The following is a 25,615-nucleotide window of genomic DNA, read 5'->3' on the forward strand; positions in this document are numbered from 1 at the left end:
CCGAAAATGCAAGGCAGACCATGGTCGATTGGCATAAAGTAGCGTTTGATGTTCCAATTCTCGCATCGCTCGGTGATGAACAGCTAGAATCCCTCTACTTCGATCGTGACGGACGCTGGTCGACCGAGATCAAGAATGCACTCGCACGCTTCCAGACCGATCAACTGGACCTCGATGAGAATTGGGCCTCTTGCTCGCCTACATGGAAATGCCCCGGCTGCGAACGCGTGAAGCGCGATCTCATACGGCTGACCTCCAAAAGAGTGCTGCTAGCTCGCCTTGATATTCATCACGATCATTTGACCGACCTGTTCAAGACGATACTTCACGAGCATCTCGGAAACAAATGGCTGGATTCTGCACCGCTGGATTCTGCCCATCTCGAAAAGTTCGGCGCTCGCCTCGTCGCGCGCTTCGAGCCCAGCATCATTTGCATCGACTGCAATGCTGCGGACGGCCAAGTAAAAAGGCAGATGCGGGATATCCCTCGCGCATTCAGCTTTCGCCCCAGCGAAATTCGCCGCTTCGTCAGGACCAAGCCTAATCGCGAACATGAGATCGACCTTGCGGCCGCTCGGTCGATTTTCCTAGAAGTCCACGAGGATTTCGAGCGGCGCGTGGCCATCGTCGAGATGCTCGCCGACCATCTCATCAACGGCGGGATGACTTGCGAGCGAGGCAATCTGCCTCCTGCCGGAGTGCCCAAGCCACTCGGAATGCATGGCTATCTCCACCGATGGTTCCTCCGCGACTGTCCGGGCATGAACAGTGTGATCTCAGGCGACATCGATAACTTCGTCGCCAGATCGATTTCCCGCGATGGTGTCGCCACCAATCCGAAGCGCCCCAAGGGTCCCTTGGTCCGACCGACGCCGGAGGAGATTGCGAAGCACGACGGTGGTGGCGCGCCCCAGCTCTGGAACGCCGCGCCGACCGACTGGCAGTGCTCGGGATGCGAAAGAGATCGCGGAGCGATCATGCGCAAGTCCAAGAACCCCAAGCGCGATTGGACGGGCAGACTTCTACGCCATGTCGAATATATCCTCGCCGAGCCTTGGGACGACGACGATGACGAAATGGCGGAGGTTTCCAAGACACCATTCATTCTGCGGCACGAACACCATCTTGTCTGCCACGATTGTGCGGCGATCCTACCTGGAGTGAAGAGTCGACATCCTGACATCTCGGCGGCGGGCGGGCATTTTCAGATTGAAGACTTTCGCGCCGTCGCGACCTTCGCACCGAACGAGGCACATGCCATCGACTGGTCTCGTGCTGCCGAACGAGCGCGTTACAGCTTACCTCTTTTTGCAGAAACCCACCGGTACTGGGCACATTTCAACACCGTGGTGGGATGCCGCGACAATTATCGGCGGCTTCTCGAAAAATATGGAAACGATGAGAAACACGCCTGGGCGGCGCTCCGCACGCTGTACGCAGAAGACTTCGGCGTAGAAGACGATCTCGACGAAGAACTGACGTACATGCTCGACGAAGCCGAGCGGATCGGCATCGAGGACCCGTGGCAAGGGCTTACCATCACATGACGGATGATATGGCCAACCTCACGCCGCGGTTTAGGGACGGGTCCAACGGCATTGTCCCTTACGAAAGCGGCATTTCAGATGATCTTGCCGCGGCTCGCCATCAACGGAAGAACTAAAGAACCTATGCCTTCGCCGACCATCGACTTTCGCGTCATACGCCCCCATCACGGCAGCCAACATGGGGGGTTCGAGGAGCTCACATGCCAACTGGCGGCCTTGGAGAATCCGTCGAATGCGCCCTTCCATCGCAAGGGAGCGGGCGCAGATGCAGGACTCGAGTGTTACCGCGTCGAAGCCAATGGGTCAGAGACAGGCTGGCAAGCCAAGTATTTCTTTGCCTTGGGTAGCGGCGAAGCCTCGCAACTGACGGACTCCTTTACGCGAGCTATCGACCGGCATCCTCGGCTGGCACATTTCATTGTGTGCTTGCCCTTCAATCTGTCGGATGGACGCATCGACGGCAGGACTTCCGAACGCGATCGCTGGGACGCCTGGGTGGAAGCCCGTACGAGCGCCATCTTCCCGCGCGTCGTCACAATTGAGCTTTGGGACGAAACTCAACTCATAGAGCGCTTGTCACGAACCGATCCTCGCCACGCCGGCCGCCGCCAATATTGGTTCGATACGTTGCACTTCGCACCCCAATGGTTCCGGACACGTTTCCAGATCACCCGCGAAACGCTCGGTAAACGCTACACGCCGGAACTCAACATTGAGTTGCCTGTTCGGAACGGATTGCTGGCTATCGCGCGCGATCCGGCCTTTATCGACGGGCTCCGACGCCTCGCGGACAATATCGATGAAGCCAGGCACCGTGCTACCGACTGCATCGACCGGTTGCTCGCCGCCGGACCTGCATCCGCGTCCGGAGCAGCTCTTGATACCCAACTGCGCGCGATAAGCACTCTCGTCCGATCGACCGAGCTAGGCCCTACGGATGCGGTGCCCTTTGACACATGGGGCCAAGCAATCGATCAAGCAATCGCGACGTTGGGTGTTTGTGCTGCAGCGATCTGGAACTTACGCGGCCAACCGGGCGGTGACCGCGAAGAGATAAGGCGGGCGCACGACTATGCGGATCGCCTATATGAGGCGCTAGGCGCTCTCTCGAAATCGATTAAGGCGCCAATCAGCCACTTGGCGAATGCTCGCCGCCTTCTCCTCACCGGCGATGCCGGGGTCGGCAAATCGCATCTCCTCGCCGATGTGGCCGATCATCACATCACCCAAGGCTTCCCCGCGGTGCTCGTCCTTGGCGGAGGCTTCGTTGAGGGAGAACCTTGGCGCCAAGTCGCCGATCAGCTGGGCCTTACCAACGCAACTCCGGACGTTATTCTCGGCGCGTTGGATGCCGCCGGCGAGGCCGCCGGCACACGCGCGCTCGTCGTGATCGACGCAATCAACGAACGCGGTGGGATTGGCATATGGTCCAGTCGGTTGGCCTCATTTCTTGCGACCGCCAATCGCTTTTCGCATGTCGCAGTCGTGCTCTCGTGCCGCACGACATTTCTACCCTTCATTGTCCGCGAGTTGGACGAAACCGCATTGCCACGCCTCGCGCATCCGGGATTCGCTGGACGCGCAGCGGAGGCCGCACAACGCTATCTCGATCATCGTGGCATCGTTCGCATGGCAGCGCCAAATTTTTCACCCGAGTTCGAGAACCCACTATTCCTCCGTACTTGCTGCGACGCGCTCGAACGCCGCGGCGAGCAAGAACTTCCGCGCGGCCTTGTCGGCGTTTCCGGCGTATTTGATTTTTACTTTGAAGCCATCGCAGAGGCAATTACGTCGCGCATGGGCCTGTTCCCGCGACTGCAGATCGTCGAGCGTGCGCTGGCCAAGCTAACGGAGGCGATGGTTGACGCACGTAGCGGCTATTTGCCTGTCGCCGAGGTGCTAGAGCTACTCCAAGGCCTACACCCGTCACAGAACCAGACCGAACAAAGTCTTTTCTTCCAGCTGGAAAACGAAGGTGTCCTCACGGTCGAGCCGGTGATCGAAGGGGCCGCGACGACCGAGATGGTCCGCTTTACCTTCGAGCGGTTGAGCGACCATCGCATAGCACAGGCTTTGCTGGACGCGACCATCACTAATGGCGACCCTCGCTCCGCATTTTCGCCAGACGGTGCGCTACTGGCCTATGTGACCGGGCAAAATGCTTCACGTTTCGCCGGTATCGCGGAGGCATTCGCTGTTCAGCTACCCGAACGCTTCGGGGTTGAGCTTATGGAGCTGATCGACGACGATTTCACGCTATACAATCTCCTTCCGGGTTTTCGCGCGAGCCTGCTGTGGCGACGCCCAGAAGCTTTCAGTGCCCAAACGATCCAGATGCTCGAGCGGTTTGCGGATTATGTGGAAGGCGATCTCTGGCTGGAGACCATGATCGCGATCGCCACGGAGCCCAGCAATCCCTTCAACGCGGATCACCTTGATGCCTGGTTGCGCCCTCTGTCCCTGCCCGAACGCGACGAACTTTGGTCGGTACGCGCTACCTATCTAACCCAAGAAGACGACAATGTGATCGAGACGCTAGTCCGGTGGGTCCTTGCGAATGGCCTGAACGTGCTCGATCCCGAGCGAGCGAGGTTGGCGGGGATGACGCTCGCTTGGCTCACGAGCCTTAGCCATCGGGTCGTTCGCGATATGGCAACGAAGGCGTTGGCCGTATTGTTAGTGTCGAGGCGCGCGCTCGCCGCGTACCTCATCGAGCGGTTTGCTGAGGTGAATGATGCCTATGTCGTCGATCGCGTGCTTGCTGCAGCCTATGGTGCCGCGACGCGCAGCCACTGCAATAGCGGTCTCGCGACGCTCGCGGAGGCCGCCTACGCTGCGGTTTTTGCGAAAAATCCGATTCCCGTCCACGCTCTGATCCGTGATCATGCGCTCGGCATAATTGAGCTTGCCGCCCATCGGGGCGCGTTACCCTCCAGCGTTCCCCTTGATCGGGCGAGGCCACCCTATCCTGCCGGCCCACCACTCGAACTGATCGACGACGAAGTGATAGGGAGTTTCGTTCAAGACTATGGCGGCACGTCTCTGCGCGATGACATCAGGAGTTCTACGGTCGAAGATGGTGATTTTGCGCGCTACGAGGTTGACCCGCTCGCGCAGAAGTTTCTCGAACTTCCGCGAAACGAAGTCGGCCGCGCGATCGAGGTACGATATGATGAATGGTATGCGCGAGTGGTAGCACCGCATCCCGAACGTGAGACTTCTCTTCAACGCGTCATCGATCTCTCGGGGCAGTTGAGCTCCATACCTCATGATGATTTTAGCAGGTGGCTGGACGACGCCGCAGATGACAACGATGTTGAGGAGGGGACTCCAAACCGAAAGGACATTGAGAGGGAGCGCGGCGTTGCGTCGAGCGCGTTCAAGGCGCTGCTGAATGACGCCGAACGTCACGACTATGAGATTTACGCCCAAGGTTGGGTGGAGCATGTGATGTGGGACGCGGAGGCATCGGCGAGGCATCCGAACTACAACGGCCTAAAAGCTCGACGATGGATCGCATGGCGCGCGCATGACCTTGGATGGACGTCTGAACGCTTTGCCAATTTCGAGCGACACATGCCCAGCCGTGGTAGCATGGAACATCGCGTCGAGCGGATTGGCAAAAAATACCAGTGGATCGCCTATCATGAGTTGACCGGTCGGCTCTCCGACCTCGTCGCGGTGGATGGCGGCTTCAACGAGGAACCGCAGCCCTATCGCGGACCTTGGCAGGTCGATACCCGCGAAATGGACCCAACTATTCTCGTCACTCGCACCGAACAACGTGACACGAGCAGGCAGCCTGCGACTTGGTGGTCGCCACACGCGCCACGCTGGCGCGAAGACCCGCCGCAAGCCCGCCTGGCCTGGATGCGCGACGAGAGCCTCGACATACCGAATCCTACCGCACAGCTGGACGTCGCTGATCTCGACGGTCGACGCTGGCTCGTCCTAGAGATGGGCGCTACCCGGAACCAATCTGTAATGGATGAAGGCGAACGCGTCTTCATCCGCATGACGTGGCACAAGATACACTCGCTGTTGGTTCCGAGAGGTAATGCCGATCATCTGATACGCCACTTGTCCCGATCTGAACGAGATCGGGACCACTTGCCCAAGATCGAGCTGCCTTGGTGGGCTTATCTCGGAGAGTATCCTTGGCATTCCGTCTACGATAACCTGCGTGGAGAGTGGCATATCGGCAGGCCTGAAATCGAGGTCTTCGGCACCATCGCAGATCGATATGTCGAGCGCTCGGGCCACAACTATTCGATCGAAGAGAGCTTCAATCTCACCATCCCGGGTCCGCGCCTGATGAGAGGCCTCGATCTGCGTCTCGCGGAAGGCCATTCACTCTCATATTGCGACGCGCAGGGCCAAGTCCTGTTCAAAGACCCATCATCTGAGACTGCTGGTCACAGTGCGGCAGTAGTAGATCGCACCGCTTTGAGCGCGCTGCTTGCGCGGGATGACCTGGAGTTGGTCTGGGTATTCACGGGCGAAAAGAGCGCGCATGGAGGACGCCCCCATCGGCGGGGCTGGGGAGGACATCTCGAGTACTGGGGTATTTACCGATTCGATGGCTCCGCGATTAGCGGCCAGTTTCATTTCGAACATAAGGAACCCAATGCCGATCAACTGGCGGAATTCCTTGCGCACCGCTGATCTGACGAAAAGCAAATCGATGGTTTCCGCCGCTGGCCATGTTATGAAATGCTTGGCCCACTTCTTCCGCGCCCGAAGCTCCAGCCAATGCCGTCGCCGCGAACCATCCCGGATACGTTTTTGCCAACCTGACGCTCGAGGACGGGGCGCCAAGGCACGAGCGTGAATTCGCGCGATTTCTCGATCAACGCGTAGCGGCCGCTCAGCAGATCGACATGCCGGCGATAGATGCCAGCTACCCGCCCGCCTCGCCCGGTTTCCGCGAACGGGAGACCGAGCTCTTTCGAGAGCTGCGCGCCGACCCGCAGCAACTCGCGCCGCCGCAGCGTCTCAATCATGTCGGGTCGATAGGTGATCAACCCGCCGGTTTCCTGTGCAAGCCCCTCAGCGATAAGCCATTGTCGGCGGCCGCCCTGAGCTTCCCGCGCGTCCTGTCCGAAACCGGCGTCGCGTAGTGGCATCTCTTCGCCGGAGATCAATTCGCGATCGAGCCACGTCACGGCATCGGCGCCAACGAGATGCTCCAGCGGTCGCGGCGAGAGCATCTCCACCGTGACCGGTCGATCCTTTGCACGCGCCGCCTCATAAGCAGCCGCGCGCGCAAGATGGTCGGACGCGATGGTCCAAGTTCCATCAGCCTCGCGAGCGACACCGCCAGTCAGCCGGCGGATCGCCTCCAGGCGACGGACATGGGCCTCGGCAAACGCCTCCGTCGCGGATGGATCGTGACGCAGGTGCAGATCGACATCGTAGCGGCCGCCATTCGCCGTTGCGATTTCCGCAACGGTACGATCGGAATCTCGTACGCCAAACGCGGCGGGTTCCACCCGCACGATTGCTCCGGTGGAATGTGCGTCGACATGTTCGCCCTTGCCGATCTCGACATAATGAGTACGCCCGTCCGTTGCTTCGACCAGTAGATAGTGGTGGTCATTGATCTCGTCGGACAATCCGCGTTCGAGGATGCGCCCGACAATCGGGCGCACGCTCTCTGCCATCGGGTCATAGATCGATTGATCCGAAATCGCGGGCGCTTGCCCTCGCGCGGCAAAAGCTCGCTGCATCGTACGAATGATGTCGCCGCGTTCGCCCATGCGGCGCAGAGTTTCCGCAAGGTCCGGCGATATCCGCCAATGGGCTGCGCCGACCTGCTCCGCGAGCCCCATCCGCTCGAGCTTACGGAGACGTCCCATGCGGATCGTTTGATCCAACGCGCCTCGCGCCGCCGAGCTCACGAGAACATCGGCTTCCGCTTCGCGCAGCAAAGCCCGATCGATGCTCGTGAGCCGCTCCTGCTCGATTTCTCCACGAAGTCTCATCTGGATTGCGTCGGTGGAACGGGGGCCAAGATCAAGGTGGACCAGCTCGGCAGCACGCTCGCGTATACCTCCCGTAATATACTCGCGGGCAATGATCAGGTCCTTGCCCCGATCGTCCTTGCCGCGAACGACGATATGTGTGTGCGGGTGGGCCGTGTTGAAATGGTCGACCGCGACCCAATCGAGTTTGGTGCCGAGATCCTCTTCCATCCGCTCCATCAGCCGCCGCGTCAGCGGCTTGAGATCTTGATATTCGGCGCCGTCCTCCGCCGAGACGATGAAGCGGAATTGATGACGATCGCTATGCGCGCGCCCCAGAAACTCCTTCCTGTCGACCCGATCAGCCTCTGGACCATAGAGCTGACCGCGCCCGCCATCGCGGGTCGTACCGTCGCGTTCGATGTAGCGCAGATGTGCCTGCGCCGCCGCCCTCCCCTTACCGGCGAGTTTGACGATACGGGATTTGACGATCACCCGCCGGTGTCGGAACGCTGCATAGATATCCCGGCTGGCGAGCACCCGGCCGACCCCCGAGCCGCGACCGATCCGGCTGCCGTCGAAGCGCTTGCTGCGGGCAGGACCAGGCCTACCGGCACGAGCCAGATTGGCGGCGGCAAGAATGCGGTGAAGATACTTCTTTTCCTTGCCGCTACCGCGGGCGCGCATCCGGCCCAATCGGGGTTCGAAATCATCTTGATCGCTCATGGCAGGTCATTCGAAATGGGGAGGAATATGGCAGCATGCCCGCGACGAAACGCATTGAAAACCGGTGCCAAAATATCCGAGCATCCGCGCCGGGTTGAAGCCTGCTTGGCACCATGCGCACTGTCTTGGTGCCAAATACCCTCTGTGTATGGCCAGAAAAACGATGTGCAGACAGTAGCTTATGATGCTGGTTCGGAGAGCCGGCACCATTGCTTCATCTTGCCTTCCCCTTTCTTCCTTCCACCGCGACCAATTCCTGCTGTCTCCAAATCCGCACAGAGCCTGCTAGTCGCGCCCGGTCATCTAGCGACACACAGGAAACACCGGCGACCGCACCTTCCACCGCGAACAAGAAAAAGCGCCCGAAACCACGTCTCATCGACACGGTTTCGAGCGCGATTTCTGTTATTCAATGTCTCTATCTGCCGCCTCTTTTTGCTGCTCGAATTCCTTGAGAGCTGTCCGCAATTCCACTGCGATCTGTTTCGATTCACGCCGGTTCCAGCACGCGTTGAGCTCGGCGCGAAGTTCCTCGATATGCTGTTCAATCGACATTCCAGCCTCCATCATCTTGCGAAAGATGAGGCCGTCGCCCGGGGTGGAGCGGGCCGGGTCAAGGACCGCGAAGCGGCCGCGCCAGCGGCGATGGGGGCAACGATTTTGCGAAGCAAAATGGTGGGGCCCCGTCGTCCTTGAGGCGGCCCGTTCCACCCCGGTATCCTTGGAATGACTGAGCGGATTCATTTCCTCGCCGCCTGCTCCCGCGCCAACGATTATGAACCTCGTGAAGCTATTCAACCGGTGTCCGGATCGGCACGAACAGGTATTCGGGACGTGGTTTCGGCGAAGAGGATGACAGAGGAAAAAACAATGTTCGAGCAGGCGTGCCCATCACGGACCCAGGCTTGATCGATGGTGAAGCACTTCCCGCGACCGTGACCAGATAGGCGCGGGTCTCACCCGGGAGTTGTCGTCCCGTCGCGAGATGATCGGCATAGCGGGCCGGTCCAGCATTATAGGCGGCAAACAGGCCAGGATAACCGAAGCGGTCATGCATCAATCGAAGATAGAGAGTTCCGGCCAGGATATTGTCGCGCGGGTCGTGCGGATTGGAGCCGAGACCGAGGCGGGCGCGCATTTCCGCCCAGGTCCCCGGCATCAACTGCATAAGTCCCATCGCCCCTGCCCGGCTGGTCGTCGGGCGGCCGCGATGCATGGTTCGCCCTCCGCTTTCGGCACGCATGACGCGCTCGATCCATGCAACCGGAATGCCGAACCGCGCCGATGCTTCGGCGATGTGGGGTTGCCATTGTGCGACGGGGTCGGCGTGGGCTGGCGTTGCCGCGAAGAGCAGCAACGCGGCGGCGGCGCACTTCAACGGAGCCATAGCGGCGCGGCCTTTCCGATGATGTCGTTGCGGGCCGTCGGTCCGAAATAGCGGCCGTCGAACGACGCAGGATCGTCCATCAGGAGCAGCAGCGCACCGTCACGCAGCACGCGACAACCGTACCATCGCGGCATCGGCCGACCCGACCCATCGACCGCGCGACCGATCGCAGCGCGGCGTCCGTTCACGAATACATCCGCGCCCGTTGCGCAAATCTCGTCGCCCGGCTCTGCGACGACGCGCTTGATGAGCGGAACATTGGTAGGAAGATATTGTCGCCGCGCGGCGAACCCACGCCAAGGTCCGGCGAGGCGGGCGACCACCATATCGCCGCGCCGAAGCGGTGCATCGGGCGTCACTTGCCACAGGCCGATCGGCGCGCTGGCGCTGGCATTCCAGAGCAGGCGCGGACGCGGCACAGCGATGACGGTGGCGCCGAGCGAAGCGATCAGCACAGCACAGGCGGCGATGCGCCGGCCTTGGCGACGGCGGCGTATACGGGCGGCGCGGAGCGCATCGCCGATCCGCCGGATGGCGGTGTTATTCATCGCCGCCCGCCTCGCCCAGCCTCTGCGACCAGGGCATCGAGATCGTCGATATGATAGCGGATATGGCGGCTGTGGCGGCGAAACCGCGGACCGGTTCGCGCCGTGCGATACTCCTGCAGCGTGCGGGACGACATGCCGAGATAAAAAGCCGCCTGATCCGGGCTCAAAAATGGTGAGCCACCACGAGCGCGGGCGGCGCGCGCATTGGCGGCATCATCGGATGGTTCGGTCATCGATATGCACCTCGTTGCACGGCGCGTTTCTGCGCCGAATGGTGCGCAATCGATGACCGCGAGCGGGGCTCCTCGGCAGGGTCGGAAACGCCGTACGGCGAAAACGACCCTCTAGCGGCTTGCGAATTTGTTCCTATTATGTTCTATAAATCACCTTGTCGCCACGTGCGACGATTCGACATCGATGGAGACGGAAATTGCAGCACGATGTGCGGCTGCGCGCCGCCGCGCGCGCGATCTATGACGCCTGTTATCCGGGCGAAGAATGGGCGCCCGTGGCGTTCGACGAGGCCGAAAAATTCGGCACAGTCCACTATCGCCAAGCGGTCGGTGCGGCCATGGAGGCCCGAGCCGTGTTGTCCTCGCCGGTGCAACCCGAACTGTTCGGATCGGGCTGAACCGCGTTCACTTACCCCGGGAAAAGATTACGGGTCGGCGCAAAAGGTTCACCGGTTTCTGCCGCGTGACGCACTTTGCGTTCAAGCAGTTCGTGGATCGGCAGATTGCGGTCAAGTGCCTCATAAATGTCCCTGCCATCCATGCAAATGACCTTCTTGGCCCGCCCGAAAGCGTACAGCCCAACATCGGTGAAGCCACCAAAGCTGACGAATAGCCCGCGCGTCCATGACGCCTTCTGGTCAATCTTCCCCTGGAAAATATGCAGCACATCGGCACCGACCGGTTCCTGCACCCATTTCGCTTCCAGTAGATATGTTTCATGTCCGAGCTGGAAGCTGCCATCGATCTGCTCGCCCTTGAGCTTGAATGGTTCTTTCGCGCGCAGCTTGAAAGCGTCGAAAAGCTCTTTCAGGTAGGTCTCGAACGCGTAGCCGCGTTGATGGGCATCCATATCCCAAAGGGTGTTGAGACGATCGCGCAGAATCTCATAATTCTGACGATTGAAAATCGGCGTCGGCGCAACGCCAGCTCCATCCCCACCGTTTTCCAAGCGGTCGATGAGGGCCAGAAACTGCCCCTCCCCAAGCGGTCGTTCGTTCGGCCGACGATGGACCGGTAGCGCCTGCCGGTAATCGAAAAGTCGTCGCAGCACGCGGGCGGCGGTCGCGTCATCAACCGTTTTCAGAAATGCTCGAAGATGACTGGCCTTGGACGTGCCTTCAGCTTCATAGTCACCGCCATAGAGGTCGATGTCGAATTCCACCTCAAAAAACTCGGCGAAAGTCCGGTTCGAGAAGTCCAGGATATAGCCTTTGCTTTCCCCCCGCAGTACCTCGTCGACCATATTGAGTTCGGCCGTTTTGATCGAGCTCATACCTACCCTTCTGCCAAACGCTTTTCAGCGACCGCCTTCACCTCGGCCTGGAGCAGTTCGATGCGCTCGACGAGCCATTCGAGTTCGGGGCCGGTGATTTTGTAATGCGGCGAATAGCGTGCGTTGACATAGGCCTGTTGCAGCAGCTCGAAACAGCGGCGAACGAATTTGCTGTCGCGCGGCCATATGGGGATCAGATCGCGCGCGATGTCCTCCGACTTGTCGCGGAGGAAATTGATCTTGTGCGACTTGGGGCTGTAGAGCGTCAGAACGTGTAACACGGTGTGGTAAAAGTGCTCCGTCGCTTGATGGAGCAGGAATGCAGCCCAGCTGTTGTCGCCCTCAGCGATATAGAATTTGGCTCCCTTCAAAGCGCCGCTTGCGCTGGCAAACCACTTGTCGAAATAGACCTGGGCCTCTTCCCTCGCCTCTTTGGGCGACAGCGGCTTCGGCGTATCGAAGGACTGCGTGCCGAGTTCGTAGAGCACGATCCCGTCGCGCACGATATCGATGAAGAAGGGCCGGCCGCGCGAAAGCTGCTGGTTCACATCGGTCAGGCTGTGGACGATCAGCCCGACCGGCGCCGACAGCTTTTTCGTCACGCTATAATCGCGCAGGAAGCGATCCTCGGCCTTGTACCAGTAGTCGACCGGATCGGTCAGCCGATCGTCGTTGACCACGACCAGTATGTCATAATCGGAATAATAGCCGCCGACCGGATCAGCCACCCAGTCGCCGCGCGCGTGCGATCCGTAGAGGATGACCTTGAGGATACGCCCTTGCTTCTTCCACTTCTGCGTGGCGAGGCTGGTGGCATCCTCGAACTCGGCGAAGAGGGTTTCGACGATACGCTGCAGGTCGCGTTGCTTGCCGCCGGGGAGGTGGTTGAGGTCGGTTTTCATCTGCCTTGAATCCTAGCAATTTATCGCGCCCTGACAATGAAAAGGGTGAGCCCCGCGCCCGCCGGAGCGAGCGCGGGGCGGTCCCTCAGTCGGCCGGGTTCCAGATGATGGCGAAGGCATCGTCATCGTCCTGGCCGGCGGCGCGGCCGAGATTGGCGTAGATGCGGCGCGGACCGAACTCGGGTGCCGCGAGGCTCAGCGACACATAATCCTTGCCGGACATTTCGCTGCGGCGGACCCAGCCCGCGCCGATCTCGGCACCGCCGGAAACCACGCGGTAATCGGGCTGGACGTCGCTGGACTTGCGGCTGTTGGGTACGATTTCGACCTCGGTGCGGATCGAAAGGGTGCGGATCTGGCCCTTGAAGCCTTCGCCGTTGCGGGTGACATAACCGATTGCGGGCATTGCTCGTCTCCTTGACTTCGCGCCCGAACCGTTCGGGCGACAGGCGCGACCGAAGGACCGGCAGAAGCCCGACCCGCGAACCCGAAGGGCCGAAGCGGGAGCGGAGGACCGGAGCGATGGAGCTATTTGCAGCGAAGCGGCCGCGAGGAGCCCGTGGCACACGGGTGGGGAAATAGGTCCGTCCGCGATGGTTTCGCGGGGCCGGATGCCGGTTCAGGTCATGCGCCCACGAGCCGAAACGGTTCGGCGCGAAGCGCCGGGATCGAGCGCCTTGCGCATTATGTCCGCCGCGACCAACAGGAGCGATGGTCCCCGCCCCGCTATCGGATCGTCCACCGCCATCGTGCCCATTGGCGCGGGGCCACCGTCCCGCTAGGCGACCGGTATGAAGCGAGACGACAAGGCACGAGAGCAACCGGCACGCCCGCGGATCGACCCGAAAGCGATGTTGCGCCTTGCGGCGATCGCCGCCGCGCCCTTCGCCATCGCGGCCGCGCCGCCCGGCGAGGCGGTCGTCGCCTATGTCATTGATGGCGACACGGTCCGGCTGGAAGGCGGCGAGCGCATTCGCATCGCCGGGATCGACGCGCCGGAAACCCGGCCCGACAATGCAAAATGCAAGGCCGAAATCGCGCTCGGAAAGGATGCCCGCGCGCGCGCAAAGACTTTGCTCGAAGGCCGCCGCGTCACCGTGGTCCGCGTCGGACGCAGCTACAACCGGACCGTCGCGAAGCTGTCCATCGCCGGACGCGACGTCGCGGCGACACTGGTCGCGAGCGGTGCCGCGCGCTGGTGGCCCCGTGGAGCACCGCGCCCGCGTTGGTGCCCGGAGCGCAAGCGATAGCGAACGCAGACGGTCGCGATCAGTCGCATTCGCTGACCAATGAGAACTTGCGCGCATGGCTGCCAAATGGGACTGAATTGGCGGACTGAACTGTTACAATCGAGAAGCGGAGATCAAAGGGGCATAGGCGGATGAGTCAGGATAACATGAGCAGCATTTTCGCAAATGCCGTGGAATCCATTAAAATGGGAATCGAAGACTATGCTCAGGCCAATCCAGCCAGAGCATTGTCCGCCGTTCGGAATTTTTATGCCGGGGTGCTCCTTCTTGGGAAGGAAGTGCTTATACGAGCGGCGCCATTAGCAAACCCCGACGACATCATCGGCGCGAAATATGCGCCGGTTCCCGACGGCGCGGGTGGCGTCACCCATGTAATCGAAGGCTTCCAGACGATCGATTTCAACACATTGGGCAAGCGGTTCAAGGACTTCGGAATACCGATCGACACGAAGCAACTGCAGGAACTCAACGGTCTACGTAACCACATAGAGCATCGCTACACGGACAAGCCGGCCGAGACAGTCCGCGAAGCAATCGCGCGAGCGTTTCCCATTACCGTAGCTCTGTTCCAACAGGCCGGGGAGCACCCGGCGGACGTGCTCGGGGACGCTTGGCCGATCATGCTTGAGGTACGTGGCCTTTATGAGGCCGAGCTGGCACGATGTCGCGCGACTTTCGTCAATGTGGATTGGGTTTCTTCGACCGTCGCCGAAAGGCACCTACGCTGCACGGAATGCGGCTCCGACCTTATCGAACAGCGCGACACCGCGAACTCAGATCAGGAAAAGCTTCAGCTCGTTTGTCGAAGTTGTGGTGCGCAACCCGACTGGGATGATGCGATCGTCAATGCGGTCGAGCGAGCGCTGGCGAACGAGGCTTATGACCGCTTCAAGGACGCCGGTGAATCGGGACCGATCTTCGAATGTCCAGCCTGCGACCGGGAGACCTATATCGATTTCGAGGATGCCTGCGCCGTATGCGGAGAATCGTTCGACTATGAATCCGAGTGCATGCGATGCTCGAACAACATTCCATTGGAAGATGCGCTCGCGGGGTTCGACGAAGGTCTTTGCAACTATTGCACTCATGTCATGAACAAGGACGACTGACACGCATGTCACAGCCTTCGCGACCGCGACATATGGACAGGGTGGTGTTCTCGCCGGGACGATAACGGAGTTGGAAATCATGGCAAAAATGGCGGACGGCAAAGCTATTACCTATCCTGTTACGGTGCTGGATGAACGGTGCGAGGTCACTGTTTATCAGTCATCCAAAACGGTGTTCGTCGCCCATGGCACTTATAAAGGAAAAGCGTTCGAGGGTACTGGCGGCACCCGACAAGGCGCACTCGGTCGCTGGCGGCATCTGGCCGAGCGATCGGAGGATTGATACCGAGGCGAACGAACGGGCGTCGGCGAGACTGACCTTCCTGAACGTACGCAGGTAAGGAAGGTATGACGGACGGATGACATTTACCGAAATGGAACAGGAGGCCATCGTCCTCAATGCCGTCGTCGGCATGGTGGACGATATGGTGAACCATGCCATCTTCTGCCCGCTCGGCGAGAAGCGCCACGACACAAACCTCCTGCCGCAAACTGCCGAAACGCTGCGGCAGTTTGGGACACTGCTGCGCGACTTCCTTTCGCCCGTCACCGGCAGAAATAACAAGCTCCCGTTCGATCTGCCCAAGCCCGACAATGGCGATCTGGCCGTAACCGGTGTTCTCAGGCCACGGCGGTCCATGGCATGAGTTCGCCGACGGCGCTGGCCGGATGACCCGCAGCCAGCTTACCGAGCGTTTCGGTCAGCCAGGTGTGCGGATTGATACCGGATATCTTGCAGTTCTCGATGAGCGTGGCGATGACCGCCCAGTTGTCGCCGCCTTCATCGGAGCCGGCGAACAGGGCATTCTTCCGATTGAGCGCGAGGGGTCGGATTGAGCGTTCGACGGTGTTGCTATCGAGATCGATGCGGCCATCATCGAGGAAGCGGGAGAGGCCATCCCAACGGGTGAGCGCGTATCGGATTGCCTCGCCGAGCTTGCTCTTGGCGCTTACCTGGCGGTTCCGCGCACCGAGGTATTGGTGGAGGTCATCGACGATGATGCGACTGCGTCCACTGCGGATCAACCGGCGCTGTTCGGCAGGCAGCCCTCGTACCTCGTCCTCAATGGCATAGAGCTGGGCGATCCGGCGCAGCACTTCGGTGGCGACTGGCGAGCTGTCGGCCAGTTCGTAGAATTTGCGGCGCACATGGGCCCAGCAAAAGGCGAGGTGGATCTGGTTGCGCCGCCGGGCGAGCGCGGCGTAGCCACCATAGCCATCGACCTGCAGGATGCCGACGAAGTCGCCCAGGTGCGTTTCCGCCCGCTCGCTCTTGCGATCGGCAGCATAGACATAGGCAACCATCGGCGGATCATCGCCGCTCCACGGGCGATCATCGCAAGCATAGGCCCATAATTGCCCGGTTTTGGTCCGCCCTCGACCGGGATCAAGCACTGGTGCGGTGGTCTCGTCGGCGAACAGCCGCTCGGATCGCCGCAATCGCTCCAGGATATGGTCGCGCAGTGGGCGCAGGTACCAAGCCGCCCGTCCCACCCAGTCGGCCAGCGTCGAGCGATCAAGCTGGATGCCTTGGCGGGCGTAAATCTGTGCCTGTCGGTACAACGGCAGGTGATCAGCGTACTTGGCGACCAGCACCTGCGCGATCAGCGCTTCGGTAGGAATGCCGCCCTCGACGATCCGTGCCGGCGCCGGGGCCTGCACAATGGCACTCTCGCACGAACGGCAGCCGTAGCGCGGACGGCGCGTGACGAGCACGCGAAAGGTGGTGGGCACGACATCGAGACGCTCGGCCACATCCTCGCCGATCTGGTGGAGTGAACCCTCGCAGCAAGGGCAAACCTTGTCCTCGAGATCGACAACCTGTTCGATCCGTTCGAGATGGGAAGGCAGTGATCCGCGGTTGGTCTTGCGCGGCCGATCCGCCGGTGTCCGCTTCGCCTTGTCGCGGGCCTGCTCGGCCTGAGCTAATGCTGTCTCGACTTCTTCCAGGGAGAGCTCGAACTGGTCGGGATCGAGCTGTTCGGAACGGCGGCCGAAACGGTGGCGTTGCAAGGCATCGATGATGGCCTTCAGGCGCTCGACCTCGGCCTGGAAAACCTTGAGAGCATCAAGCTCGCGGGCCTGTTCGAGGACGAGCGCACGGAGCGCTTCGACGTCGTTGGGAAGGTCCGCTTCCATAAGCATGAGGGCAGTAAATCAGCAGACGAAAGCCCCGTCAACCGGCAATCTGCGGAGCAATCGGGCGCCGCCCGCCATGCACTCGGCGCCAGTCCAGACCTTCCAGCAGAGCGCCCAGTTGCGCCGCCGTAAGACGCATCACGCCGTCCTGGATGCCGGGCCACTTGAAACCGCCGGACTCCAGCCTCTTGGCCATCAGGCACAGGCCGGTGCCGTCCCACCAGACCAGCTTGATCCGGTCGGCGCGCTTCGCCCGGAACACGTAGATCACGCCCGAATAAGGATCACCGCCGTACTCAGCACCAACCAGCGCCGCAAGCGAATCTGCACCCTTGCGAAAATCTACCGGGCGCGTCGCCACCATCACCCGCGTACCAGGCCCTATCCCGATCATCGATCACCATCAATTCCTGGGCCCTGCAGAGCTTGGATAACGGCTACCACCAGATCGGTCCGGGCCGCTTGCCCGATCCGGACAACGGCACCACTGACCTCGACCTCTACAACCCCATCGTGCGAACCCGGCGGCGATGTCTCGCCAACCACGGGCACGAACATCGGCTCGTGACGGGGCGGAATCTTGCTGGCCTCTACCGCGTAACGCAGCTCCCGCCGCCATGTGTATAGCAGCGCAGTGCTGACATCCCGCTCGCGTGCAAAGGCAGCGACATTGTCGCAACGCTCCATCTCCGCAACCAGCGCCAGCTTCTGCTCCAGCGTCCAGGCACGCCGTCGTCCGGCCATCCCGCTGAGAACTTCAACCCGTCGAACTGGCTTCGGAGCCACTCCAGTGTGGGTGTCCAATGCGGTCGTAAGGATGGCGTCGTCCATCCTCGCATCTCTGCCTGAGCCACCAAATCAGACAAGGTGGCGCCAGAACACCGGTTACATCTGGCCAGCGACCACACCACCTTGTTCTATCTGCGCCGGGTCTGCGACAATCCGCTGATCGGCACCGAAATCCAGCATTTGCGCCGCTTGGTCGATGATTTCGTCGAATGGCTCGAAGGCCATGCATTCGTCGAACGGGTCTGGTTCTCACAAATCGAAGTCGAGACCGATCTTCGCATAAAGCGCATCGATTTTATCCGCATGACCGGCGATATCGGGAAACATAATTTCCTGAGGCTCGGGGGGCAGGCAAAAAAGCTCCGGTCGATCCTTGCGGAGAACGGCGTCACGATCGATGAGAGCGATGCCTATCTCGCCCTTCCCGACTGTTGGGACTGGTTTCACACGCATTTGCTCGCCTTCCACGCGAGCAACATCGCCGAGTTTCTGAATAACATTCGTTACGCCATTCGGCTCTACATCACACCGGTCGCGAAGGCCCGGTACAGGGTCACCGGCGTATATGACGAACTCGAACACTACACCTTCGAACGACCAGACGAGATTCGGGACAAGTTCGCCTGGGCGCAATATTACGACCTGCTGCAAGGCTCGTTGAGGCAGCCCAATTTCCCGCCTTTCAGCGTGTCCAAATCGTTCAAGACCCGCTTTTAAGGCGTCCGCAGGCATCAAAACGGGTCTCAGAATCTGAGCGGATATCGCTATTCACCACCATGGGCGGTCGATTATCAGAGGCGCTCGGGAGGGGTGGGACCTTATGGACGAGTATATAACACATCCGCTGCGCGTCCTCGGTTGGGCCGCAGGATCGCTGCTGGTTTTCATCGCGGCAGTGGAAGCCATCCTCTGTGGGCCGGCAATCCTGGCCGGGCGCAAACTCGTGCCGTTGGACAGCGGCGACACGATTGCGCTGATGACGGGATCGATCACCGCGGCAGGGCTTGCCGCCCTCTACGCACAGATCCGGGAAAGCGCCCGCGCCGCGAAACAGGCCCGGCAAGCGGAAAGGAAGCTCGCCGCCGCGCAGGCCGATAATCTGCATGTCGCCTTCAATCAGGCCGAGATGCACCGCAGCCGGGATTTGGCATGGCGGTATCTCGCCCATCTGGAGAAGCAGCCGACACAGCTTCCTGTGTTCGCGAAATCCTGGGTCCTCGGCGATGCAAGGCCGCGCGTACCGGCGCCCGAGAGAAAGCAGAGTGCGCCCTCTTACGGAATTACCGACTTTTCCCACTATATCTGGTCGATTTCCAACATCATCGCCTTCTTCGTCCGGCTGGAAAGTCATTTTGCGATCCATGCGGCGCATGTCGCCGACGAGCGAGCCACGCCTGCGGTGATCGCTGGCCCGTTTTTCTGGAGCTACTGGCGCACCGGGCTTCTTGCGATCTCCGAAGCGTGCGATCAGGTCTATAATGAAGCCGTCGAGGACGCCGTGAGAGAAGGCAAGGACCCGACACGCATCGTCCGCCCCTATTTCACCGATCCGCTGTGGGCGCTCGAGGCGCTGGTCAGCACCCCGCCCCTGATACGCACTGTTCGGCCACTGGAGCTACCGGCTCCATCGAGCGGAGCGGCATAGCAGGACTGCCCCGCCGTCGGGCCATGAGAAATATTTCAGTTCCCGTAGCAAAATCCGCGCGCCCGAGCGCCTGCAAGGCGCGAGGGCGCGCGGATTTTCACCCCCCTCCCCCTTCGCAGCGGGCCGAAATCCAGCAAAGAAACCGGGCGGGCGGTCCCACCGCCCGCCCGGCATGGTTCAGGCCGCGAGCGGCAGCGGCTCAACCGCCGCTGCGGGCGCGGGCGTCTCGGGCGGCGGGCTATGCGCCTCGGCGCGCGCCTGTTCGACTTCGGCATGGGCCGCGACCGACGCCACGCCGCCGCGCGTTGTGTAATGCGCGGGCGGGAAGGCCATCCAGCGCGGCACCCACGTCTCGACCTTATTACGGCCATCGACGCCATCCAGATGATCGCGAACGATCTTCGCCATCACCTTGGTCTTTTCACCCGCATTGGCGGCAGCGACCGTCTCGCCCGCGACCTCGGCGAGGATCGCGCGCATCACCTCCTTGTCGCGGATCAACTCGAAGAAAGCGTCGTCGGCCTGCCAGTAACCGCCCATGTCGATCCCGAGTTCGGTGCCGACCGCATCGACGAGCGCGCTGTTCGCGAACAGGGTTTCGCCCATGACGATGGTGAGAATATCCATCACGGCGGGTTCGGGCAGGTCGACGAGGCGGAGGAACAGCGCGACCGCGCCCTCATCGCCCCCGGTGACGGTCGGCGCTTCCGGGTCGAAGCCGAGCAGCGCGAGGACCGCGCGCCGCTGCGCGTCGAACCGCGCCTCGCCCGGGGCGTTCTCGACGCTTTCGCATATGCTGTCGTTTCGCGACCGCTGTTTCTCGATCTCGACCCGCCACAGCGGCGAACCGGCGATGGCGTGCGCAACCATGAGGCGGAGCGCGAGGCCGTTATGGCCGATAAGCGCCGCACGCACGGCGGCATGGCGATGGAGCGACACATAATCCTGCATCGCAGACGTCGCCTCGGGCCGGACGGGTTTCGCCGCCGCATTCGGTTTTTCGCCGCCCTCGGTGAGCCGCCGCGCCTCGCGCCGGGTGAGATAGCCCTCGTGGATCACGATCTCGCCCGACGAACGCACGTCGAAATAGACGCGCCCGCCCTTGCGCTTGGCGGTCTTCTCATATTCCCAAGTCGAGAAATGTTCGCCCGGCGGCACGATCACCGCATCGGCCCAGCCCGCTTCGCGCGCGGCCTCGACGCGTTCGGCGATAGCGGCATTCTGGCAGGTCCAGAAGGCATCGGCGTCGGCGAAATAGGCGTCTTCGCCGAACAGGTCGGCGACGGTCGCCAGCCCGCTCGTCGCGACGTCGAACAGCGCGTGACGCGTCGCGATCGACTGCCCGCCGAATAGCCATGCCTTCAACTGATAGCCGGTCGGGCAATAGCTGTCGGCATCGTCGGCGAGCGCGAGCCACGCCTTTTGCTGGCTCTTGGTCGCGAGCGTCAGGTGGCGGACGGTCGCGCGGTCGATCTCTTCGCGCGCATACATCGCCCGGATGCGCGGCAGCAGATTGCCGAGCGCGAGGATGCGGCGCACGATGAGGTCGGGCAGCCCGAAGGTATCGGCGATATCCTCGACGCCCCGCCCCTCCTTCACAAGCCGGGTAAAGCTTTCCCACCGGCTGACCTCGTTGGGATCGAGCCGCGCCATATTCTCGATCAGCGAAGCTTCGATGGCGTCGGCATCGTCACCTTCGTCGAGGATCGCGCAGGGCATGGGTTCCACCTCGTCGCCCGCCGCGCGCCGTTCCTCGGCGACGATGAGCGCCGCGTGGAAGCGCCGCGCGCCCGCGACGATCTCGAAGCCGTCGGGCGCGCAATTGGGGCGCACGAGCACCGGCATGATGACGCCGCGCTTGCGCACGGTCGGCAGGATGTCGGTCACATCGGGCGCCTTTTTTGCATAGCGCATATTGGCCTTGCTGACGGACAGCTTGCCAAGGTCGATAAAGTCGAGTTTCATTGCACTTACTCCAAGCGAGTGCCGGTCCGTGTTTCTTCGCGGGAGTGCGGACCGGTTTTTCATCGGCGGGAAACGCCCGCCCGCGTCATCCGCCCCGGCTCTCGCCGGGGGTCGGAAGGTCGTTGGCCGCGATGCGGCAAAGCAGGACTTCGGCGGCGATGATCGAACCGGCGCGGCGCGCGGTCGCGGCCCACACCGACAGGGGCCGGTCGCTCGCAAATCCGGTGTCGCGCTCGATGCCGAGTCCGAAAGGAAGCCGAAGCCCCACGATTTCGGAGAGGCTGAACACGCCGAGCTCGGGACAATCGAAGCCGAGATCGGCAAGGCCGAACAGCGTGTCGCCATCGTCATAGAGTTCGGTCGCGAGCCATGTCGCCGCGCCCATCGGATTGAAGAATTTGACGACGGGCGCGGGATCGTGACGCGCATCGGTGTCCGCCGCCGCGCGGTGCGCATCATGGTTCGCGCGGAGCGCCGCGCGAAGTTCGGGGGTCAGAAGCATCATGCAGCCGCCCTCCCCGTCTCGATGGTTTCGGGCGCGTCGGCCTCCCGGTCCTGCCCGGAACAGGCATGACGGGCGAGTATCCAGTCGGCGGCCTTGCTGGCGGCGCTGGCGGCACGGAAGATCGCGCGATTATCCTCGCGCAGGACGTCGAGCCACGACGCCAGATAATCGGCATGGCGGACGGTCGGCACGATGCCGAGCGCGGCGCACAGAAACGCCGATCCCATCTCGGCGACCAGTTCCTCGCGCGCATAATCCTTGCCGCCAAGGCCGTTCATCAACTTGCGGTCGAGCCGCGAGACATGGCCGGTCGCATGGGTCAGTTCGTGAAGCGCGGTGCGGTAATAGTTGATCTGATGGAAGAAAGCGGGCTGCGGCGGAACCTGCACATAATCATGCGCGGGCAGATAGAAGGCTTCGCTGCCGCCGATACGGAAATCGACGCCGGAAGCCGCGATGACCGCTTCGGCAAGCGGCACGATCTCGCGTTCGGGCAGCGGCTCGGGATCGGCGGCAAGGCCGGGGCGCAGCCCCTCGCATTGCGCGACGTTGAAAACGGTGAAGCGTTTGAGGAAAGGCACCGCGCGGGCATCTTCGCCGCTTTCGCGCGCGCGCTGTTTCTCGGCCTCCGGGGTGAAGCGGTCCGCATAGACGACGGTCACGCCCTGCTCGCCCTTGCGGACATTGCCGCCAGCTGCGAGCGCCTGCCGGAAGGTCAGCCAGCTTTGCGAGGGCCAGCCCCGTTCGATGACCGCGCCCCAGAGAATGAGGATGTTGACGCCCGAATAGGGCCGTGCGGTCAGCGCATTGCGCGGGATGCCGGGGCTTGTTCCGCCTGTTTGTCCCCATGGCCTAACCCATGGGAAACGCCCCTCCTCCAGTTCGGCGACGATGCGCCGGGTCACTTCGTCATAGAGGTTGGCGCGGCCCGTCTCGGTCGCCGCTGCCGACTTGGTGCTGCGACGGTTGGGCTTGGCGCCGCGCCTGCTGGTGGATGTCATCGCTCGTCTCCTCGCCACCCCAAAAACCGCATGGCCTCCCCGGAAAGCGGGGGTGGGCGGCGACGAGCGACCGCAGGGCTCGCGCATCAAGCGGGGGCCGCACCCAAGTCCGGGGTCCCCGTCGCGCTTGCGCGACGGGGTGGCGCAGGGCCGGAACGCAGTGGAGGAGCCGGGCAGAGCCCGGCTTGCGGCGCCCGCGCGCGAGCCCAGACGGGCGCGCCGCCCACTCCCGCGCATCCGGGAGAGGCCTCAGGAAACGCCGCCGCGCCCAAGGCGCGGCGACCATTGAGCGCCAGCGATCGTTACCGAATGGACGAGACCCGCAAAGCGGGGCTCGGTGGCGGCGCACCGCCGGTGCGCGCCATAGAGCGCGGTCGCGCGCGAGGCGCGGCACCTTCGAATTACGTCAGATCGGGATGATCAGCCCCACAAACGGTGGAGAGCAATCATGATGGAGCGGGCGCGGACGGAGATTCGCCAGCCGCCTGCCCGGCATACCAATCGAGATCGAGAATATGAGGGACTGCAAAGCGTGCGGCCCCATCGGATTCGTAGAGGAAGACCCCGCCAAGCAAGAGGAGACGCCGGAGATGCAAGGATAGCACGAGAAAGGCTTCTTGCGCGGGATAGGCCATCCCTTCCTCCCAGATGCCGGCGAGATCCGACCGCAGGAGTTCGAACCATTTCAGCAATCCCAGCGTGTCGAGCCGCGCGCGGAACTGGACGAGTTCGGCGGCATCGGCTTCTTCGTCGGACGCCGATGCCGCCAACGCCGCGAGCAAGGCTGCCTGAGCAGCTTCGTCGATGGCGAGGCCGGAAAAATCGGTATCGCGGCCGTGAACACGGTAATCGCGGCGCGCTGTGACCATGCGGTCTGCCATACCGGTCAAATGATCGAGCAGCTCGTCACGATAGTCCGAGCGCATATCCTCGCTGAACTGGCCCTCGTAAGTGCCGATAAAATAGTTCCGCCAGATCGCGAGCGCCTTTTCCATCAACAACCGGTCGACAGCATTCCCGACCTGCACCCCGTCCGAGAACACCGAACGAAGCATTGCCTCCGCCCCAAGCCTCGCGAGCTGGCTCAGAAGAATGCTGCTTGCCGCGGCAAATTGGCTGTCATCGTCATCCAGCAGCATCGCCGGAATACCGGGCCGTAGGACCAGCGCGACGCCGATGCGTCCATCTTGCTCGACGGGCACATTATAGGCCACGCTCATACCGCTCGTCGACGGAATGACGGCCTCTTCATTCGCAAGCGCTCCCCGATCGATCGTCGCGAGCGTCTTTTCATAATCGTCGGCGATCACGATACGCAGAAGCGCGCTGACATCGTAACGCGTACGCGCCCAAGCGAGGATCTTTCGGAGCAGCTCGACAAAACGATCGCGCATCTCGTCATCGAGTCCGGCGGCCTCAAGCATCACATTTTGAGGTTGCTCGATATCCCAGCTCGCACCGGGAGATGTGGGAGTACCCGCCGCCTCGTCCAGACCTCGCCGAAATGTCGCGGTAGCTTCGGAAAGGGCCGCAGCGACCGATGCCAGGGCAGAACGGCCGATCGTCGGGCGGAGCGCTTCCAGCCCCGGGTCGCGATAGGCACTCACGAAGAAAGCGAGACAGTGCGGGACCGCTTCGGCATTGAAATCATCCAGGTCGATTGGCCTTGGATTACGCTGTCCGACAAGCATGCGTAGGGGAGAGAGCGGCATACGGACCTGGTCGAGCTCCCCAGCGTCGAAATGAAGAAGAGTGCCGGTTTCACCTTTCGCATTCGCTGCCAGCGCTACAAAATCCGGAAGGATGAATAGCGGCTGTTCGACATCGACGATGCTCCAGGCGAAGCTCGTGAGAAGATCGACACGTTCCGGAGGCAACAGCGTGTTTGCGAGGCTCTTCGTCTGGGCATCGCGTGCCATATCGCCAGCTTCATTTCGAAAACGCTCGCTCAATGCGCGCGCGTGTCCGGTAATTTCTGCCGCGCCATCGGTGATGTTCTCGCGCAGGAACATGAAGGCGATCGGCTCCAGCGCCGCAGCCGGCATTTCCAGCAAGGCAAGCAAAGGCTGATCAGCGAGCGCCTTCCCGAACGCGTCGCGAAAGCGGTCCCCCGGCAGCGTATCATCAGCCCCCAGAAGGAAACGGATCTGCTCTTCGCTTCCGAATATCTGCTCGATGTGGTCGGCGAGCGCCCCGATCCCGGATCGGAGCGTGCTGCGCACATGATCGCTGCGGCCGAAAAGATGGCCGATGATGCGGGCCGCGAGAGCCGGATCGACCGCCCCAGCGGGCGCTGCCATAATGGTCCGAAAATCCGATGTCAGCGCGCCCCCTTCATAGTCGGTGATGAGATCATCGAGCGTCTTGCCGCCATCCTTCGATGCGTGGGAATAGAACCAGTCCTGAGCGGCGACTTCGCGGGTCGCCAATGGGAATATTCCCTCCGGCTGGAATTTATGGACACGCGCGATCTTCCCGGGGCCGATGCGAAACGCACGAAGCAGCATCTGGGGAATATAATGCTGATTCTTGCCGGCCATCGTCGCCCTTTCCAGTGGTTTCGCCACAGATAGGAACGCGCGGATCGAAGAACAGGGCGTTTCTTGCCAATAGCCATGACTTGGTGCCTGATT

25 protein-coding genes are annotated in these 25,615 nt (G+C 61.8%); 9 read left to right on the forward strand and 16 right to left on the reverse strand.

The genetic code is table 11. The annotated features are described in order from the left end of the window. The first annotated feature begins 20 nt into the window (after positions 1-20). Complete coding sequence (locus ACWNC0_RS14595; RefSeq protein WP_449472565.1) at positions 21-1,547, forward strand: hypothetical protein; 1,527 nt, start codon at positions 21-23, stop codon at positions 1,545-1,547. A 78-nt stretch (positions 1,548-1,625) separates the two neighbouring features. After that, a complete protein-coding gene (locus ACWNC0_RS14600) occupies positions 1,626-6,212 on the forward strand; it encodes a hypothetical protein (protein ID WP_449472566.1) in 4,587 nt (1,528 codons plus the stop codon). A gap of 41 nt (positions 6,213-6,253) precedes the next feature. Here the strand turns inward: ACWNC0_RS14600 and rlxS are convergent, their stop codons facing one another. The 5 genes from rlxS to ACWNC0_RS14625 all read right to left on the reverse strand — a co-directional run bounded on the left by rlxS (position 6,254) and on the right by ACWNC0_RS14625 (position 10,404). Beyond that, positions 6,254-8,236: a relaxase/mobilization nuclease RlxS gene (gene rlxS / locus ACWNC0_RS14605; protein ID WP_449472568.1), complete on the reverse strand. Its 1,983-nt coding sequence runs from the start codon at positions 8,234-8,236 to the stop codon at positions 6,254-6,256. A 405-nt stretch (positions 8,237-8,641) separates the two neighbouring features. Then, positions 8,642-8,980 (reverse strand): hypothetical protein, encoded by a 339-nt coding sequence (locus ACWNC0_RS14610; RefSeq protein ID WP_449472570.1) that lies wholly within the window; start codon positions 8,978-8,980, stop codon positions 8,642-8,644. Between the two features lie 46 nt (positions 8,981-9,026). Further along, positions 9,027-9,623, reverse strand: a complete 597-nt coding sequence (locus ACWNC0_RS14615) for a lytic transglycosylase domain-containing protein (RefSeq protein WP_449472571.1) — start codon at positions 9,621-9,623, stop codon at positions 9,027-9,029. After that, on the reverse strand, positions 9,611-10,171 hold the full coding sequence (locus tag ACWNC0_RS14620) for a S26 family signal peptidase (RefSeq protein ID WP_449472572.1): 561 nt from the start codon (positions 10,169-10,171) through the stop codon (positions 9,611-9,613). Before ACWNC0_RS14620 ends, ACWNC0_RS14615 begins: the two co-directional genes overlap by 13 nt. Continuing rightward, positions 10,168-10,404, reverse strand: a complete 237-nt coding sequence (locus ACWNC0_RS14625) for a helix-turn-helix domain-containing protein (RefSeq protein WP_449472573.1) — start codon at positions 10,402-10,404, stop codon at positions 10,168-10,170. Before ACWNC0_RS14625 ends, ACWNC0_RS14620 begins: the two co-directional genes overlap by 4 nt. A 197-nt stretch (positions 10,405-10,601) precedes the next feature. Here ACWNC0_RS14625 and ACWNC0_RS14630 point away from each other — a divergent pair, with 197 nt between their 5' ends. Further along, the gene (locus ACWNC0_RS14630; RefSeq protein WP_449472574.1) at positions 10,602-10,802 is read left to right on the forward strand and encodes a hypothetical protein; all 201 of its coding nucleotides are present in this window, start codon (positions 10,602-10,604) and stop codon (positions 10,800-10,802) included. Positions 10,803-10,813: 11 nt separating this feature from the next. Here the strand turns inward: ACWNC0_RS14630 and ACWNC0_RS14635 are convergent, their stop codons facing one another. The 4 genes from ACWNC0_RS14635 to ACWNC0_RS14650 all read right to left on the reverse strand — a co-directional run bounded on the left by ACWNC0_RS14635 (position 10,814) and on the right by ACWNC0_RS14650 (position 13,336). Continuing rightward, on the reverse strand, positions 10,814-11,677 hold the full coding sequence (locus ACWNC0_RS14635) for a restriction endonuclease (protein ID WP_449472575.1): 864 nt from the start codon (positions 11,675-11,677) through the stop codon (positions 10,814-10,816). A 2-nt stretch (positions 11,678-11,679) separates the two neighbouring features. After that, complete coding sequence (locus ACWNC0_RS14640; RefSeq protein WP_449472577.1) at positions 11,680-12,579, reverse strand: HEPN domain-containing protein; 900 nt, start codon at positions 12,577-12,579, stop codon at positions 11,680-11,682. An 85-nt stretch (positions 12,580-12,664) separates the two neighbouring features. Beyond that, complete coding sequence (locus ACWNC0_RS14645) at positions 12,665-12,985, reverse strand: DUF736 domain-containing protein (RefSeq protein ID WP_449472579.1); 321 nt, start codon at positions 12,983-12,985, stop codon at positions 12,665-12,667. Between the two features lie 213 nt (positions 12,986-13,198). Continuing rightward, positions 13,199-13,336 carry a hypothetical protein gene (locus tag ACWNC0_RS14650; protein WP_449472580.1) on the reverse strand — a complete coding sequence of 46 codons (138 nt, stop codon included), beginning with the start codon at positions 13,334-13,336 and terminating at the stop codon, positions 13,199-13,201. A gap of 34 nt (positions 13,337-13,370) precedes the next feature. On the opposite strand from ACWNC0_RS14650, the gene ACWNC0_RS14655 reads away from it, so the two are divergent. The 4 genes from ACWNC0_RS14655 (at position 13,371) to ACWNC0_RS14670 (ending at position 15,585) form a co-directional block, all read left to right on the forward strand. Then, positions 13,371-13,829, forward strand: coding sequence for a thermonuclease family protein (locus tag ACWNC0_RS14655; RefSeq protein WP_449472582.1), 459 nt, complete (start codon positions 13,371-13,373; stop codon positions 13,827-13,829). A gap of 146 nt (positions 13,830-13,975) precedes the next feature. Beyond that, the gene (locus ACWNC0_RS14660; protein WP_449472583.1) at positions 13,976-14,938 is read left to right on the forward strand and encodes a hypothetical protein; all 963 of its coding nucleotides are present in this window, start codon (positions 13,976-13,978) and stop codon (positions 14,936-14,938) included. Between the two features lie 79 nt (positions 14,939-15,017). Then, positions 15,018-15,221 (forward strand): hypothetical protein, encoded by a 204-nt coding sequence (locus tag ACWNC0_RS14665; protein ID WP_449472584.1) that lies wholly within the window; start codon positions 15,018-15,020, stop codon positions 15,219-15,221. 76 nt (positions 15,222-15,297) lie between these two features. Beyond that, positions 15,298-15,585 carry a hypothetical protein gene (locus ACWNC0_RS14670; protein ID WP_449472586.1) on the forward strand — a complete coding sequence of 96 codons (288 nt, stop codon included), beginning with the start codon at positions 15,298-15,300 and terminating at the stop codon, positions 15,583-15,585. Here the strand turns inward: ACWNC0_RS14670 and tnpC are convergent. From tnpC to ACWNC0_RS14685, 3 genes are read right to left on the reverse strand one after another with little or no spacing between them, the layout of a single operon-like run. Further along, positions 15,560-17,083, reverse strand: coding sequence for an IS66 family transposase (tnpC, locus tag ACWNC0_RS14675; protein WP_438860449.1), 1,524 nt, complete (start codon positions 17,081-17,083; stop codon positions 15,560-15,562). The two genes, ACWNC0_RS14670 and tnpC, sit on opposite strands and share 26 nt — an antisense overlap. 31 nt (positions 17,084-17,114) lie before the next feature. After that, positions 17,115-17,471 (reverse strand): IS66 family insertion sequence element accessory protein TnpB, encoded by a 357-nt coding sequence (gene tnpB, locus ACWNC0_RS14680; protein WP_449470443.1) that lies wholly within the window; start codon positions 17,469-17,471, stop codon positions 17,115-17,117. Continuing rightward, positions 17,468-17,908, reverse strand: coding sequence for a transposase (locus ACWNC0_RS14685; protein WP_449470445.1), 441 nt, complete (start codon positions 17,906-17,908; stop codon positions 17,468-17,470). Before ACWNC0_RS14685 ends, tnpB begins: the two co-directional genes overlap by 4 nt. A gap of 36 nt (positions 17,909-17,944) precedes the next feature. On the opposite strand from ACWNC0_RS14685, the gene ACWNC0_RS14690 reads away from it, so the two are divergent. Continuing rightward, positions 17,945-18,583: a hypothetical protein gene (locus ACWNC0_RS14690; RefSeq protein WP_449472588.1), complete on the forward strand. Its 639-nt coding sequence runs from the start codon at positions 17,945-17,947 to the stop codon at positions 18,581-18,583. A 103-nt stretch (positions 18,584-18,686) separates the two neighbouring features. Then, the gene (locus ACWNC0_RS14695) at positions 18,687-19,511 is read left to right on the forward strand and encodes a hypothetical protein (RefSeq protein ID WP_449472590.1); all 825 of its coding nucleotides are present in this window, start codon (positions 18,687-18,689) and stop codon (positions 19,509-19,511) included. A 177-nt stretch (positions 19,512-19,688) separates the two neighbouring features. Here the strand turns inward: ACWNC0_RS14695 and ACWNC0_RS14700 are convergent, their stop codons facing one another. The 4 genes from ACWNC0_RS14700 to ACWNC0_RS14715 all read right to left on the reverse strand — a co-directional run bounded on the left by ACWNC0_RS14700 (position 19,689) and on the right by ACWNC0_RS14715 (position 25,522). After that, on the reverse strand, positions 19,689-21,476 hold the full coding sequence (locus tag ACWNC0_RS14700) for a ParB/RepB/Spo0J family partition protein (RefSeq protein WP_449472592.1): 1,788 nt from the start codon (positions 21,474-21,476) through the stop codon (positions 19,689-19,691). Positions 21,477-21,561: 85 nt separating this feature from the next. Then, positions 21,562-21,981 carry a DUF2958 domain-containing protein gene (locus tag ACWNC0_RS14705; RefSeq protein ID WP_449472593.1) on the reverse strand — a complete coding sequence of 140 codons (420 nt, stop codon included), beginning with the start codon at positions 21,979-21,981 and terminating at the stop codon, positions 21,562-21,564. Continuing rightward, entirely contained in the window at positions 21,978-22,982 is a 1,005-nt protein-coding gene (locus ACWNC0_RS14710) for an ArdC family protein (protein WP_449472594.1), read from the reverse strand. Before ACWNC0_RS14710 ends, ACWNC0_RS14705 begins: the two co-directional genes overlap by 4 nt. Positions 22,983-23,428: 446 nt before the next feature. Next, on the reverse strand, positions 23,429-25,522 hold the full coding sequence (locus ACWNC0_RS14715) for a hypothetical protein (protein ID WP_449472596.1): 2,094 nt from the start codon (positions 25,520-25,522) through the stop codon (positions 23,429-23,431). Positions 25,523-25,615 lie beyond the last annotated feature (93 nt).

Source organism: Sphingobium chungangianum, assembly GCF_977014255.1.